Origin of the sequence: Kitasatospora sp. NPDC049258, from assembly GCF_040678895.1 — a bacterium.
Taxonomy (GTDB): domain Bacteria; phylum Actinomycetota; class Actinomycetes; order Streptomycetales; family Streptomycetaceae; genus Kitasatospora.
Map to the genome: position 1 here is coordinate 11,256 of NZ_JBFAQT010000018.1, position 13,616 is coordinate 24,871.

At 73.5% G+C, this 13,616-nt stretch carries 10 protein-coding genes; 6 read left to right on the forward strand and 4 right to left on the reverse strand.

Going from position 1 to position 13,616, the window contains the following annotated elements:
• Window positions 1-171: 171 nt before the first annotated feature.
• Window positions 172-2,439 carry a terpene synthase family protein gene (locus AB0K43_RS17470; protein ID WP_363640556.1) on the forward strand — a complete coding sequence of 756 codons (2,268 nt, stop codon included), beginning with the start codon at window positions 172-174 and terminating at the stop codon, window positions 2,437-2,439.
• Window positions 2,440-2,512: 73 nt separating this feature from the next.
• Here AB0K43_RS17470 and AB0K43_RS17475 read toward each other — a convergent pair whose 3' ends face one another.
• The gene (locus tag AB0K43_RS17475; RefSeq protein ID WP_363640558.1) at window positions 2,513-3,712 is read right to left on the reverse strand and encodes an MFS transporter; all 1,200 of its coding nucleotides are present in this window, start codon (window positions 3,710-3,712) and stop codon (window positions 2,513-2,515) included.
• Between the two features lie 146 nt (window positions 3,713-3,858).
• Here AB0K43_RS17475 and AB0K43_RS17480 point away from each other — a divergent pair, with 146 nt between their 5' ends.
• Window positions 3,859-4,323 carry a MarR family transcriptional regulator gene (locus AB0K43_RS17480; protein WP_363640560.1) on the forward strand — a complete coding sequence of 155 codons (465 nt, stop codon included), beginning with the start codon at window positions 3,859-3,861 and terminating at the stop codon, window positions 4,321-4,323.
• 76 nt (window positions 4,324-4,399) lie between these two features.
• Here AB0K43_RS17480 and AB0K43_RS17485 read toward each other — a convergent pair whose 3' ends face one another.
• A complete protein-coding gene (locus AB0K43_RS17485) occupies window positions 4,400-5,329 on the reverse strand; it encodes a peptidase (protein ID WP_363640562.1) in 930 nt (309 codons plus the stop codon).
• 2 nt (window positions 5,330-5,331) lie between these two features.
• Window positions 5,332-6,666 carry a VWA domain-containing protein gene (locus AB0K43_RS17490; RefSeq protein WP_363640564.1) on the reverse strand — a complete coding sequence of 445 codons (1,335 nt, stop codon included), beginning with the start codon at window positions 6,664-6,666 and terminating at the stop codon, window positions 5,332-5,334.
• Window positions 6,667-6,895: 229 nt separating this feature from the next.
• Between AB0K43_RS17490 and AB0K43_RS17495 the strand changes: the two genes are divergently transcribed.
• From AB0K43_RS17495 to AB0K43_RS17510, 4 genes are all read left to right on the forward strand, one after another.
• Window positions 6,896-7,114, forward strand: a complete 219-nt coding sequence (locus AB0K43_RS17495; protein WP_363640566.1) for a hypothetical protein — start codon at window positions 6,896-6,898, stop codon at window positions 7,112-7,114.
• An 84-nt stretch (window positions 7,115-7,198) separates the two neighbouring features.
• Window positions 7,199-8,551, forward strand: coding sequence for an FtsW/RodA/SpoVE family cell cycle protein (locus tag AB0K43_RS17500; protein WP_363640568.1), 1,353 nt, complete (start codon window positions 7,199-7,201; stop codon window positions 8,549-8,551).
• A complete protein-coding gene (locus AB0K43_RS17505; protein WP_363640570.1) occupies window positions 8,551-10,074 on the forward strand; it encodes a penicillin-binding transpeptidase domain-containing protein in 1,524 nt (507 codons plus the stop codon). Before AB0K43_RS17500 ends, AB0K43_RS17505 begins: the two co-directional genes overlap by 1 nt.
• A gap of 467 nt (window positions 10,075-10,541) precedes the next feature.
• Window positions 10,542-11,867, forward strand: coding sequence for a glycosyltransferase 87 family protein (locus tag AB0K43_RS17510; RefSeq protein ID WP_363640572.1), 1,326 nt, complete (start codon window positions 10,542-10,544; stop codon window positions 11,865-11,867).
• 16 nt (window positions 11,868-11,883) lie between these two features.
• Here AB0K43_RS17510 and AB0K43_RS17515 read toward each other — a convergent pair whose 3' ends face one another.
• Entirely contained in the window at window positions 11,884-13,593 is a 1,710-nt protein-coding gene (locus tag AB0K43_RS17515) for a penicillin-binding transpeptidase domain-containing protein (protein ID WP_363640574.1), read from the reverse strand.
• Window positions 13,594-13,616: the final 23 nt, after the last annotated feature.

Genomic DNA, 13,616 nt, shown 5'->3' on the forward strand with positions numbered 1-13,616 from the left:
CGGACCGTGGACCGCACCAGCTTCACCCGATCGGGCGAGTTTGTGGTGGGGGCGGCGGGGCCGGTGGCCCGGCCGCCTAGCCTCGTGACGGATCATCAGGCACCCCGGGGCGAGCCGCTGCCGGCTCCCGTCGGCCCTGGTGCCGCCACCGTCGACGAAGGGCCGCCGCACGTGTCGCAGCCGTTTGAACTGCCGGACTTCTACATGCCGTATCCGGCCCGGCTCAACCCCCATCTGGAGGAGGCCCGGGCGCACACCAAGAGGTGGGCCCGGGAGATGGGGATGCTGGAGGGATCGGGGGTCTGGGACGAGCACGACCTGGACTCCCATGACTACGCCCTGCTCTGCGCCTACACCCACCCCGACTGCGACGGCCCGACGCTGTCGCTGGTGACGGACTGGTACGTGTGGGTCTTCTTCTTCGACGACCACTTCCTGGAGGTCTTCAAGCGCCCGCAGGACCGCAAGGCCGGCAAGGAGTACCTGGACCGGCTGCCGGCCTTCATGCCGATGGACCTGGCGGACGGCTTCCCGGAGCCGACCAACCCGGTCGAGGCGGGCCTCGCCGACCTGTGGGCCAGGACGGTGCCGAGCATGTCGATGGAGTGGCGGGAGCGCTTCGCGGAGAGCACCAGGAACCTGCTCAACGAGTCGGACTGGGAGCTCGCCAACATCGACATCCACCGGATCGCCAACCCGGTGGAGTACATCGAGATGCGCCGCAAGGTCGGCGGCGCGCCCTGGTCGGCCGGCCTGATCGAGTACGCGGCGCAGGCCGAGGTGCCCGCCTCGGTCGCCGACTCGCGCCCGCTGCGGGTTCTCCGGGACGCCTTCTCGGACGGTGTGCACCTGCGCAACGACCTGTTCTCCTACGAGCGGGAGATCCTGGACGAGGGCGAGCTCAGCAACGGCGTGCTGGTCCTGGAGACCTTCCTGAACTGCACCACCCAGGAGGCCGCGGACGCGGTCAACGAGCTGCTCACCTCCCGGCTGCAGCAGTTCGAGAACACCGCGCTCACCGAGCTCGGCCCGCTCTTCGCGGAGCACGGCGTGGACCCGATCGGCGCGGCCCGGGTGCTCGCGTACGTCAAGGGCATGCAGGACTGGCAGTCCGGCGGGCACGAGTGGCACATGCGCTCCAGCCGCTACATGAACGGCAGCGGGGAGGGCGCCGCCGCGGCCACCCACTGGGAGCCGTACCGGATCGGCGGGATCGGCACCACGGCGGCGGACCTCGCCAGGGCGACCGGGCTGCTGGACGCGGGCAGCCGGCGGCGCAGCCACAGCCACGTGCCGTTCCGCAGGACCGGGCCCTCGCAGCTGCCCGAGTTCGTGATGCCGTTCGAGCTGACCCTCAGCCCGTACCTGGACCAGGCCCGGCAGCACCTGGTCGACTGGTGCCACCGGATGGGCCTGCTGGAGATCCAGCCGGGCGACCCGGGCTCGCACGTGTGGACCGAGGAGAAGCTGCACGACTACGACCTCGCGCTGTGCGCCGCGGGGATCCACCCGGACGCCACCCTGGAGGAGCTGGACCTCACCTCGGGCTGGCTGGCCTGGGGCACGTACGCGGACGACTACTACCCGGTGGTGTTCGGCCGCACCCGGGACCTGGCCGGTGCCAAGGCGACCACCGAGCGGCTGGCGGCGTTCATGCCGGTCGAGGGCGAGCCGACCCCGGTGCCCGGCACGGCGATGGAGCGCGCGCTGGCCGACCTGTGGGAGCGCACCGCCGGCCCGATGCCGGTCGAGCACCGGCGCAAGTTCCGCAGGACCATCGAGGACATGACGGCCAGCTGGCTCTGGGAGCTGGCCAACCAGGCGCAGAACCGTATCCCCGACCCGGTCGACTACATGGAGATGCGCCGGGCCACCTTCGGCTCGGACCTCACCATGAGCCTGTGCCGCCTCGGACACGGCAACGAAGTCCCGCCGGAGATCTACCGGAGCGGCCCGATGCGCTCGCTGGAGAACGCGGCGGCCGACTACGCCTGCCTGGTCAACGACGTGTTCTCGTACCAGAAGGAGGTCGAGTACGAGGGCGAGTTCCACAACGGCGTGCTGGTGGTGCAGAACTTCTTCGACTGCGACTACCCGACCGCGCTGGCCATGGTCCACGACCTGATGACTTCCCGGATGCGGCAGTTCCAGCACGTCGCCCAGAACGAACTGCCGCTGCTCTACGAGGGTTTCGACCTGAGCCCGGAGGCCCGGAAGATCCTCGACGGCTATGTGCGGGAGCTGGAGAACTGGCTCTCCGGGATCCTCAAGTGGCACCGGGACTGCCGCCGTTACGGGGAGGCCGACCTGATCCGCCAGTTCGCTCCCGCACTCCCGGGCCGGCCCGGGCCCGGCGCGCCGGTGGGTGACCGGTTCGGGCCGAGCGGCCTGGGCACCTCCGCGGCCCGGATCCTGGACCTGATCGGCGCCGGGCGCTGAAGCCGCCGGGCGCGCACCTGCCCGGCCGGCCGTGCGAGGAGCGCGGCGGGCCGGGCGGGGCGGGCACCCGGTCTCAGCCGACCGGTGCGGGCTCGGGGAGCGCGGCGGCCGGCGCCGCGCTCCTCGCACGGCGCTCCAGGGTGACCGCGACCACGGCGAGCACCAGGGCGGAGGCGGCCAGCAGGGCGCCGACCCAGTTGGGGGCGGTGGCGCCGAGGCCGGCGGTGAGCACCAGGCCGCCGAGCCAGGCGGCCAGCGCGTTGCCGAGGTTGAAGGCGCCGATGTTGACGGCCGAGGCGAGGGTGGGCGCGTCGGCGGTCTGGTCCAGGACGCGCTTTTGCAGCGGCGGGACGGTGGCGAATCCGAAGGCGCCGATCAGCGGGATGGTGACGGCGGCGAGCGGCTTGCTGTGCGCGGTGAAGGCGAACAGCGCTAGGACCACCGCGAGCGAGCCCAGCGCGACGAACAGCATCGGCATCAGCCGCCGGTCGGCGTAGCGGCCGCCGACCAGGTTGCCGGCCACCATGCCCAGACCGAACAGCACCAGCAGCCAGGTCACCGACCCGTCCGCGTAGCCGGCGGCCTCGGTCATCATCGGCGCGATGTAGGTGATCGCGGCGAACACGCCGCCGAAGCCGAGCACGGTCATCGCCATCGCCAGGATCACCTGGACGTTGCGGAAGGCGGCCAACTCGCGGCGGATCCGGGCCTCGCCGCGGCGCGGGGGCTCGTCCTGCGGGATCAGTGCGGCGACGCCGAGCAGGCCGAGCACGCCGAGCCCGGCGACCAGGGCGAAGGTGATCCGCCAGCCCGCCTGCTGGCCGATCATCGTGCCGAGCGGGACGCCGACCACGTTGGCCACGGTCAGCCCGGTGAACATCAGGGCGATCGCGCCCGCCTGCTTCCCGGGCGCGACCAGGCGCGCGGCGACGATCGAGCCGATGCCGAAGAAGGCGCCGTGGGCGAGCGAGGCGATCACCCGGCCGGTGAGCATCAGGGCGAAGGTCGGGGCGAGGGCGGAGACCAGGTTGCCGGCAACGAACAGCCCCATCAGGGCCATCAGCATCCGCTTGCGGCTGATCCGGCTGCCGATCACGGCGAGCACCGGAGCGCCGATCACCACGCCCAGGGCGTAGCCGGTGGTGAGCAGGCCGGCGGTGGGGATGGAGACGCCGTAGGAGGCGGCGACGTCGGGCAGCAGCCCCATGATCACGAATTCGGTGGTGCCGATGCCGAAGGCGCCGATGGTGAGCGCCAGAAGGGCGAGTGGCATGGCGAGGAGCCTCTCGTGCGGGGGTGTGGGGTTGACGGCTCCGAGAGTAATTGCAGACGCAGGTACTTGCAAACGCCGCCTATTGCATACGCGCTCTTTTGCGGCACTGGACTACCCTGTGCGGTACACCTCCGAAGGGAGTTCCCATGACCCGACCGCAGCCTGGCCTCGCCCAGGGCTGGTGCGCCCTGTCCGCCCTGCACGGCCGGATCGAGTCGCACGTCGAGCGGGCCCTGCAGGCCGCGCACGAGCTGAGCGTCCGGGAGTTCTCGGTGCTCGACGTGCTCAGCGCGCAGCACGACGGCGAGGGCGGCCACTTCCGGATGCACGAGCTGTCCGACGCCGTGGTGCTCAGCCAGAGCGCGACCACCCGCCTGGTGACCAGGCTGGAGGAGCGCGGGCTGCTGACCCGCTACCTCTGCGCGACCGACCGCCGCGGCATCTACACCGATGTCACCCCGGCCGGGCTCGCGCTGCTGGAGCGGGCCCGGCCGGTCAACGACGCCGCCCTGCGCGAGGCGCTGGCCGCCGCCGAGCAGCGGGCCGAGCTGGCGCCGCTGGTGGCCGCGGTCCGCGATCTGGAGGTGCCGGCCCCGGCCCCGACCGGGTGAGGCGGCCCGCGAACGCCGAAGGCCCGGCCGGAGTCGAACTCCGGCCGGGCCTTCGGCGTCCTGCGGGCGCGTACCGTCAGGAGCGGTACGGGTCGTGCTGCGGCGCGTGCTGGGGCGCGTGCGGCTGGCGGGGCACCGGTGCGGGGCCGACCGGACGGCGGCCGCGCGGGTGCCGGGTCAGGGTGTAGCCCGCGACGCCGGCCAGCGCGGCCAGCGCCCCGCCCGCGAGGGTCCAGAACCAGCGGGTGTTCCAGCCCGAGAACAGGCCCGAGTACCAGTGCGACTCGGGCTCGGCCGGGGCCGCGGCCCGGGCGGTGGAGGCCGCCGGGGCGGCGGTGCCCCCGGCGGGGGCGGTGGCGCCGGCGTTCACCGGCGGCACCAGCGGGGCCTTGAGCGAGCCGCCCTCCGGCTGGGCGTCGTCCGCCCCGCCCTTGGTGCCGACGTGCACCTGCACCTGGGCGGCCAGGCCCAGGTCCTGCTGGGGCACCTCGGAGACCGAGAGCCGGACGTAGTACGTGCCCGGCAGCGGGTCGCCCGACCACGGCTCGGCCCAGGACCGGATCCGGCGCAGCGTGCAGCTCAGCGACACCGAGCCGACGCTCTGCTGGGCGGTGGCGTTCTGCGGGCCCGCGGTGCAGGACTGGCGCCGGCGCAGGCCGTCGAACAGCTCGACCGACCAGGTCTGCGGGCCGGTGCGGTCCGTGGACGGCGGCAGGGCCACGGTGACCTGCACGGTGTCGGTCCGGCCCTCGGCGGCGGCGAACGCCCAGTACAGGTAGTCACCGGTGGAGGCGGCCACCTTGGCGTCCTGCCCTGGGGCCAGGGTGGCCGCAGTCAGGAAGGTGGTGCCCGCGGTGGTCACCGGGCCGGTGGCGGCCGAGGCCGAGGAGGAGGGGGAGGGGGACGGCGAGGCCGAGGGCGAGGCGGCCGAGGCGGCCGGGGCGGCCAGGGCGGTCAGGCCGAGGGCGAGCAGCCCGGTGCGGAGGACCTTGAGAGGCGTGCGCATGGTCAGTTCTCCCGCCAGACGGCGATTCGCCAGCGTGCCACCCAGCCGAAGACCAGCCCGGTGAGCAGACCGGCCAGGGTCAGCGTGAGCAACAGGATCCAGCCCCGGCCGAGGCCCATGGCGGGGCCGTCGGGGGCCGGCGAGGCGGCGGCCACGTCCACGGTCAGCTCCAGCGGCAGGCCGGGGTCGGCCTGGACGCCCGCCTGCGGGGCGAAGGAGTTGCTGACGATCAGGCAGACCGTGCCGTCGGCGCCGGGCTTGCCGGTGGTGGCGGCGGAGGGGGAGGCGCTCTTCGAGGCCTCCGGGTCGCCCGGGGCGGACCAGCGCACGCCGGTGGAGGCGACGTCGGTGCGCCCGCTGCCCGCGTCGGTACCGCGGACCAGCTCCTGGCCGACCTGGTCGGTGGCCTGCAGCAGCACCCCGTAGTCCCGGGCGACCGCCCGGTCCGGCGTGACGCTGACCGAGGCGCGCAGCTCCTGGCCGGGCTTGACCGGCACCCGGTAGACCCGGTGCTCGGCGAACTTCTCCCGGTCCGCGTAGACGCCCGGGGTCAGCACCGGCGCGGTCTCGCACTTGTCGGTGCCGGCGGTCTTGGCCGGGGTGACGTTGTGGGTGTCGGCCGCCCGGCCGACCAGCTGGTTGACCTTCTGGGTCAGCTGCTCCTGGGTGCGCACGTCGGTGTAGGTGCCGCCGGTGGCGTTGGCGATGCACAGCAGCTGCTGGCGGGTCTTGTCGTCGTGCGCCAGGCCGAGGGTGTCGACCACCAGCGGGATGCCCCGGGCGGCGAGTTCACGGGCGACGTCGCACGGGTCCGGCGGGGCGCAGGAGTCCTCGCCGTCGGTGATCAGCACCACCCGGCGGGTGGTCGGGCCGTCGCCGAGGTCCTGGGCGGCGCCGCGCAGCGCCAGGCCGATCGGGGTCCAGCCGGTCGGCCGCAGGGTGGCCACCGCGGTCTTGGCCTCGACCTTGTCGGTCTTGCCGACGGGGAAGAGCTGCTTGGTGTCCTTGCAGCCCTCGGCCTTGTCGTTGCCGGGGTAGGTGGCCCCCAGGGTGCGGATGCCGAAGTCGGCCTGGGGCGGGAGCGCGTCGATGACCTCGCTCAGCGACTTCTGGGCGACCGAGATCCGACTCTTGCCCTGGATGTCCTCGGCTCGCATGGAGCCGCTGACATCGAGGACGAGGTCGACCTTGGGAGCTTCGCGGGTGGCTGCGGCGCTGCCGCCGCTTGGTTCGTCGGCGTGTGCCGGAAGGCCGCTGAGCACCGCACCGGCGGTTATCGCCAGTGCGGCCAGCAGGCCTGCCGGCCGGGCCGGCCGTCGGGATCGGGTGGTCGTCACGGACCGATCCTATGGATCATCAGTTGGGAACACCCAATGCGGGCGGGATGCGGCGAACTGCCCTGCGGGGGACGGGGCGCAGGGGAGATCGGTGGTGCGCGGACCGGCGGGGCGGCGGCCGGGCAATCAGGGACACACCGCCAGGAAGCCGGATAAGTATGGCTAATTCTCGCTAGGGTGCTCGGAGAGCCGCATCCGTAACACCGCACCTGTCGGAAGGAACCGCCTCGTGAGCAACCTCTTCGCGATCGCCTACCCGGATCCGGCCACCGCCCGGCAGGTCCGGGACGAGGCGATCGCTCTGCAGAAGCAGAAGCTGATCGAGCTGGAGGACATCGTCGTGGTGGAGCGCCGCGACGACGGCCGGATCATCCAGACCTCGCTGACCACCGAGGAGGAGGAGCACCTGCGGGAGGCCGTCAAGGCCGCGCAGGGCAGCGCGGTCTGAGTCGACGCCAGGACGAGACCGGGGTGGACGGGGTGTCCGCCCCGGCGGCCCCGCTTCGCCTCCCTGAGCAGGACAGGACGGCCAGTGGCCACACCCTCAGCAACCGTCCGCTCCGGCCCACCGGCCGGCCGGCCCGCCCGCACCCGGCGCAACACCGAACTCGCCCTGCTCGTCGCGGCCGTGCTGATCTCGGTGTTCGGCTACATCGAGGTCGGGGTCAACATCGACGGCACCCCGCCCTCGGACGCGGCCGCCTACGGCGCCGCGCTCGGCGTGCTCGCCCTGCTGGCGCATGCCGTGGTGCGCCGGCGGGCCCGGTACGCCGACCCGCTGCTGCTGCCGATCGCGGTCCTGCTCAACGGGATCGGACTGGTCGTCATCTACCGGCTCGACCGGGCCACCCCGAGGAGTGCGGCGGCGCCCACCCAACTGCTCTGGTCCACCCTCGGGGTGGCGCTGTTCATCGCGGTGGTGCTGCTGCTGCGTGACCACCGGATCCTCCAGCGCTACGCCTACGTCGGCGCGTTGGCCGCCCTGGTGCTGCTGGTCCTGCCGATCCTCTTCCCGCCGGTGTACGGCTCCCGGATCTGGATCACGCTCGGCCCGCTCTCCTTCCAGCCGGGCGAGTTCGCCAAGATCCTGCTGGCGGTCTTCTTCGCCGCGTACCTGGCCGTCCACCGGGACGCGCTCGCCCTGACCGGTCGCAAGGTGCTCTGGTTCCAGCTGCCGCTCGGCCGGGTGCTCGGGCCGGTGCTGATGATCTGGGCGGCCTTCGTGGGCGTCCTGGTGCTGGAGACCGACCTGGGCACCTCGCTGCTCTTCTTCGGCCTGTTCGTGGTGATGCTGTACGTGGCCACCGCCCGCAGCGGCTGGATCGCCATCGGGCTCTTCCTCGCCGCGGCCGGCGCGGTGGGCGTCGGCTGGCTCTCCCCGCACGTGCACGGCCGGGTCACCGACTGGCTGCACCCGCTGGCCTCGATCGCGGCCGGTCAGGGGCCGAACCAGATCGCCCAGTCGCTGTTCGCCTTCGCCTGGGGCGGGATGCTCGGCACCGGCCTCGGCCTCGGCGGGTCGATCCTGATCGGCTTCGCGGCCAAGTCGGACTTCATCCTGGCCACCATCGGTGAGGAGCTGGGCCTGGTCGGGCTGGTGTCGCTGTTCCTGCTCTACGCCCTGCTGATCTCGCGGGGGTTCCGGACCGGGATCGCGCTGCGCGACCCGTTCGGCCGGCTGCTGGCGATCGGGCTGGCCGCCATCGTCGGGCTGCAGGTGTTCGTGGTGGCCGGCGGCGTCCTCGACCTGATCCCGCTCACCGGGATGACGCTGCCCTTCATCGCCCAGGGCGGCTCCTCGGTGGTGACCAACTGGATCATCGTCGCGCTGCTGGTCCGGATGAGCGACCTGGCCCGTCGCCCGCTGCCCGAGCGGGAGGGCTGATGCCGCGTCGACAGCGGGCGCGGAGCTCGTCCGGCGGTGGCCCGCAGGGCCTGCCCGGCATCTCCACCACCGGCCGCCGGGCGGGCACCTTCTGCGTGCTGCTGATCGTGGCGCTGGCGGTGCAGGCCACCCGGGTGCAGGTGTTCCAGAAGAACGCGCTCGACCACAACCCGGCCAACCAGCGGCTCACCATCCAGCGCTACGACCAGCCGCGCGGCAACATCCTGGTGGCCGGGGAGCCGATCACCGGCTCCACCCCGACCGGGGGCCGGTTCGACTACGAGCGCACCTACACCGACGGCCGCCGGTACGCCGCCGTCACCGGCTACTCCTCCCAGACCTACGGCAACACCCAGCTCGAAGGCGTCTACGACGACCTGCTCTCCGGCACCGACAGCCGGCTGGCGAGCTGGGCCCTGTGGGACGCGGTCGCCCGGCGGCAGAACCCCGGCGGCGACGTCCACACCACCATCGACCGGGCGGCCCAGCAGGCGGCCCTCCAGGGCCTGGGCACCCAGCAGGGCGCGGTGGTCGCGCTGGAGCCCGCCACCGGCCGGATCCTGGCGCTGGCCAGCACCCCCTCGTACGACCCGGGCTCCTTCGCCGGCTCCGGCGCCGCCGACCGGCAGGCCTGGGACCGGCTGCAGGCGGACACCAACCAGCCGATGCTCAACCGGGCGCTGCGCCAGATCTACCCGCCCGGCTCCTCCTTCAAGGTGGTCACCGCCGCCGCGGCGCTGGCGAACGGCGTGGTGGAGGACATCGACGCGCCCACCGGGGCGCCCTCCCCGTACGTGCTGCCGGGCACCACCACCGAGCTGGTCAACGACACCACGGCCTGCGACCGGCCGAACCTGTCGCTGGACACCGCGATGGTGCTGTCCTGCAACAGCGTGCTGGGCTACCTCGGGGTGCAGGTCGGGCTGGAGCGGATGGTCTCGATGGCCGAGAGCTTCGGCTTCGACGACGCCTCCCTGGACATCCCGGTGCGCGCCGCGCGGAGCAACTTCGACCGCGCGATGGACCCCGCGCAGCTCGCGCTCTCCTCGATCGGCCAGTACGACACCGCGGCCACCCCGCTGGTGATGGCGATGGTCGCGGCCGGCGTCGCCGACGGCGGCCGGGTGATGTATCCACAGCTTGTGGACAAGCTGACCAAGGCCGACGGCAGCACCGTCCAGGTGATGCGGCCGGCGCTCTACCGGGAGGCGATGGACTCCTCGGTGGCCGGCCGGGTGCAGCAGCTGATGACCGACGTGGTCGACAACGGCACCGGCCGCAGCGCCCGGATCCCGGGTGCCACGGTGGGCGGGAAGACCGGCACCGCGCAGCACGGGGTGGGCAACTCCGGCACCCCGTTCGCCTGGTTCATCTCCTGGGCGAAGCCGAGCGGCTCGTCCGAGGTGCCGCCGGTGGCGGTGGCCGTGGTGGTCGCGGACAGCGACGCCACCGACGTGACCGGGGGCCGGCTGGCCGCGCCGATCGCCAAGGCGGTCATGCAGGCGGTACTGACCGGCCGGTAGCTTCACCGGACTTGGGGAGCGGGGCCGGCCTGCCGGCCGGATCTCCGGCGTGATGTCCGGATATGTCCGGCGATCTGTGACGATCCGTACAAGCCGCACCCCGGGCCGATCCGTTTGCGCCACTGGCGCATTTTCGCCGTTCGGCGCATGGTTGTCCGGTCAGGTCGCGGCCGGGCGCTCCGCCCGCCGCAGGACCCCGTCCCCGACCGGAAAGATCCGTGCTTTGGCCAGCAACCCCGCCCTCGGCTCCAGGTACGGCGTCAACTCCTCGCGGCCCGCCGACCGGGGCGCGCACCAGGGCATCCGCCCGGGTGCCGACCAGGGCACCGGCCCGGGCCGGTGAGGGGCCGACCGGGCCGGTTCCGGGCCGCCGGCCGGCCTCGGCGGCCCGCCCGGGAGCGAAGCTCCACAGAACCGGCGCGTCGAGTCCGAGGACAGCGCACACTCAACGGCCTAATCTTCCTGACATGGTGAGCACACGTCCGCCGTTCTCCGCCGAGCAGGCCGACTGCGCCGTGCACGGTCCTCCCCGGGGCGGCGCCTCGGGCAAGGTCCCCCGGCAGCGGGCCGCGGTGGTCCGGCTCCCGGCCCGCTGGGTCGGCCACCGGGGCATCCAGGCGCTCGGCTGCGTGGCCGCGGCGGTCTGGGCGGAGGCCTTCCCGCTCGTGTCCGACCTGTCCAACCAGATCTTCTGGGGCACCGTGGCCGCCCCGACCTACGCGCTGGCCGCCGTGCTGTGCCTCACCCTCCCGCAGCGCTGGGCCCCGCGGGCCGCGGCGCTGGTGGCGCTGGTCGGCGCCGTGCTGACCCCGCTGATCCTGCTGGCGCTGCACGGGCGGCACCAGTCCGAGGTGATGGTGGTCGAACGCTCCGCCCGGCTGCTGATGCACACCGGCAGCCCGTACCTGGTGCACCCCGTGGTGGTCACCGACTACAACCCCTACCTGCCCGGGATGGCCCTGTTCGGGCTGCCCAGGGCCGCGCTCGGCAGCGCCAACCCCGTCGCGCTGGTGCTCGGCGACGCGCGGATCTGGTTCGCCCTCACCCTGCTGGTCTGCCTGCTGGCCTGCTGGCGGCTGCTGCGTCCGGTCGTGCCCGGCCGGGCCCCGCTGCTGCCGCTCGCCGCGCTGACCGCCTCGCCGCTGATCGCCCTGGCCCTCGCCGTCGGCGGGGTGGACCTGCCGCTGATCGGCGTCTGCTGCCTGGCGATGGCCTGCGCCGCCCGCGGCCGACCGATCTCCACCGGGCTGGTGCTCGCGCTCGCCTGCACCCTCAAGTGGACGGCCTGGCCCGCCCTCCCGGTCGCCCTGCTGCTGATCTGGCGGCTGCACGGGCGCCGACCCGCCGCCCGGGCCGCCGCGGTGTCGCTCTCGGTCAGCATCGCGGTGATCCTGCCGACCGTGCTGAACGCCGGTGCGGCGCTGCGCGAGCAGGTGATCCGCTTCCCGCTGGGGCTGACGGCCGTGCGCACCCCGGCCGGCAGCCCGCTGCCCGGCAAGGTGCTGGCCGGGCTCGGCCCGACCGGCCACATCATCTCGCTCACCCTGCTGTGCCTGGCGGGCCTGGGCGTCGCGCTCTGGCTGCTGGCCTACCCGCCGACCTCGGCGGTCGCCGCCTGCGACCTGCTCGCCGCCGGGCTCGCGGTGGCGTTCATGCTCGCCCCGGCGGGCCGGTTCGGCTACCTCGCGCTGCCCATCGTGCTGGTGCTCTGGCCAAGGCTGGCCACCCGCAGCTGGGGCTGGCACGGCGAGGGTGAGCGCGGTCGGGCCCCGGCGGTGCTCGCCGGGGTCTGACGCGCGGGCCGACCGGTCAGCCGTTGCCGAGCTGCAGCAGCTTCACGGCGGCCGGCCCGGCGGCATCGGCGCCGTGGCCGCCGCTCTCGACCTCGGCCGCGACCGCCAGGTTGCCCCGGAAGGCGGTGAACCAGCTGTTGGCGGCCGCCTGGTTGCCGACCTCCGCCGTGCCGGTCTTGGCGCCGGCGCCGGTAGCCATCTGGGACATCAGCTTGGCGGCGGTGCCGGTGCGCACGGTCTCGTTCATCACCGTCCGCAGCCCGGTCAGCACGTCGGCGGAGAGCTGGCGCTTGGCCGGGGCCTGCGGCAGGCCCTGGACCAGGATCGGCTGGCGGAACGTTCCGCTCTGCACGGTGGCCGCGACCGAGGCCATCGACAGCGAGTTGGTCTGGATCCGGCCCTGGCCGATGAACTCGGCCACCATGTCGTTGGAGCCCTTGGGGGCCGGGACGACGGTGTCGAAGTTGGACAGGCCGGTCTGCCAGACCAGGCCCAGCCCGAAGACGTCCTTGGCCATCGCGGGCAGCGAGTCGTTCTTCAGCCGGGCCTTGCCCTCGTTGATGAAGGCGGTGTTGCAGGACTGGGCGAAGTCCTGGCGGAACTTGAAGTCCGGGTGCGCCTCGGTGAAGTCGTTCTTGAAGTCCTGGCCGCCGACGTTGGTGGCGTCCGGGCAGGCCACCGCGGTGTCCGGGGTGACCCCGGCCTCCATCAGGGCCGCCGAGGTGATGACCTTCATGGTGGAGCCGGGGGCGATGGCCCCGAGGAAGGCCCGGTTCTGGCCGGTGGCCGGGGCGTTGGCGACCGCCAGGACGTTGCCGGTGCTGGGCTCGACCGCCACGATCGAGGCCTTCAGCGTGCCGCCCTTGGAGGCCTCCTGGACGGCGGCCTCGGCGGCCTTCTGCAGGTCGGCGTCGATGGTCAGCTTGAGCGGCGGCGCCGGCTTGGGGTCGACGATGGTGAAGACCGTCTCCGGCTTGGCCTTCCCCACGTCGTCGGTGATCACCACGGCGGTGCCGGCCTCGGCCGAGCCATCCGGGACGGGGGCCTTGATCTGGCCGAGCAGCGGGGTGATCGAGGCCGAGGTCAGCGCCTTGCCCTTGCGGTCCACGACCGAGCTCGCCGGCGAGGTGACCGGCTTGACCGCGATCGACTCGCCCGTGCCCAGCTTGGGGTGGATCACGGTGGGGGCCCAGTGCACGGCGGCCTTGCCGTCGCTCATCTTCACCATGCCGAGCACGCCGTCGTAGGACCAGGGCGTGCCGGTCTGCGCGAACTCCAGCTTGGCCTTGAAGGACAGCGGCACCTGGTGGGCCGGGGCCGGGGCCGGCGCCGGGGTGCCGGACGCGCCGGCGGAGCCGGGGGTGGGCGCTCCGGAGGCGGTGGGCGCTCCGGAGGCGGTCGGCGCCGCGGGGGCCGGGCCGCCCGGGGTGAGGGTGAGCCCGCTCGGGTTCACCTTCTGCTTGAACGCCGTCAGCGTCGCGGTCGCGGCCTCCGGGGTGTCGGTCAGCGCGCCCGCCGCCGCCAGGTCGCCCTTGGCCCAGGCCTCCAGGAAGGCCTTCGCGCCCGCCGCCGCCAGCTCCGGGCTCGGCGCCTCGGCGACCACCGTCCGGGGCTTGCCCGCATCCGGCTCGCTGCCGCCGGTGGCGAAGCTGTAGGCCCCGTACCCGGCCGCCGCCAGCATGGCGGCGGCTACCGTACTGATGCCGATCTTGGCGCCCTTGTTCATGGTGTGTCGTCCCCCGTGTTTGG

Coding starts and splice junctions, on each gene's coding strand:
- AB0K43_RS17505 (WP_363640570.1), top strand. CDS start 8,551: ATGCCGCGTCGACAGCGGGCGCGGAGCTCGTCCGGCGGTGGCCCGCAG.
- AB0K43_RS17515 (WP_363640574.1), bottom strand. CDS start 13,593: ATGAACAAGGGCGCCAAGATCGGCATCAGTACGGTAGCCGCCGCCATG.
- AB0K43_RS17510 (WP_363640572.1), top strand. CDS start 10,542: ATGGTGAGCACACGTCCGCCGTTCTCCGCCGAGCAGGCCGACTGCGCC.
- AB0K43_RS17480 (WP_363640560.1), top strand. CDS start 3,859: ATGACCCGACCGCAGCCTGGCCTCGCCCAGGGCTGGTGCGCCCTGTCC.
- AB0K43_RS17485 (WP_363640562.1), bottom strand. CDS start 5,329: ATGCGCACGCCTCTCAAGGTCCTCCGCACCGGGCTGCTCGCCCTCGGC.
- AB0K43_RS17475 (WP_363640558.1), bottom strand. CDS start 3,712: ATGCCACTCGCCCTTCTGGCGCTCACCATCGGCGCCTTCGGCATCGGC.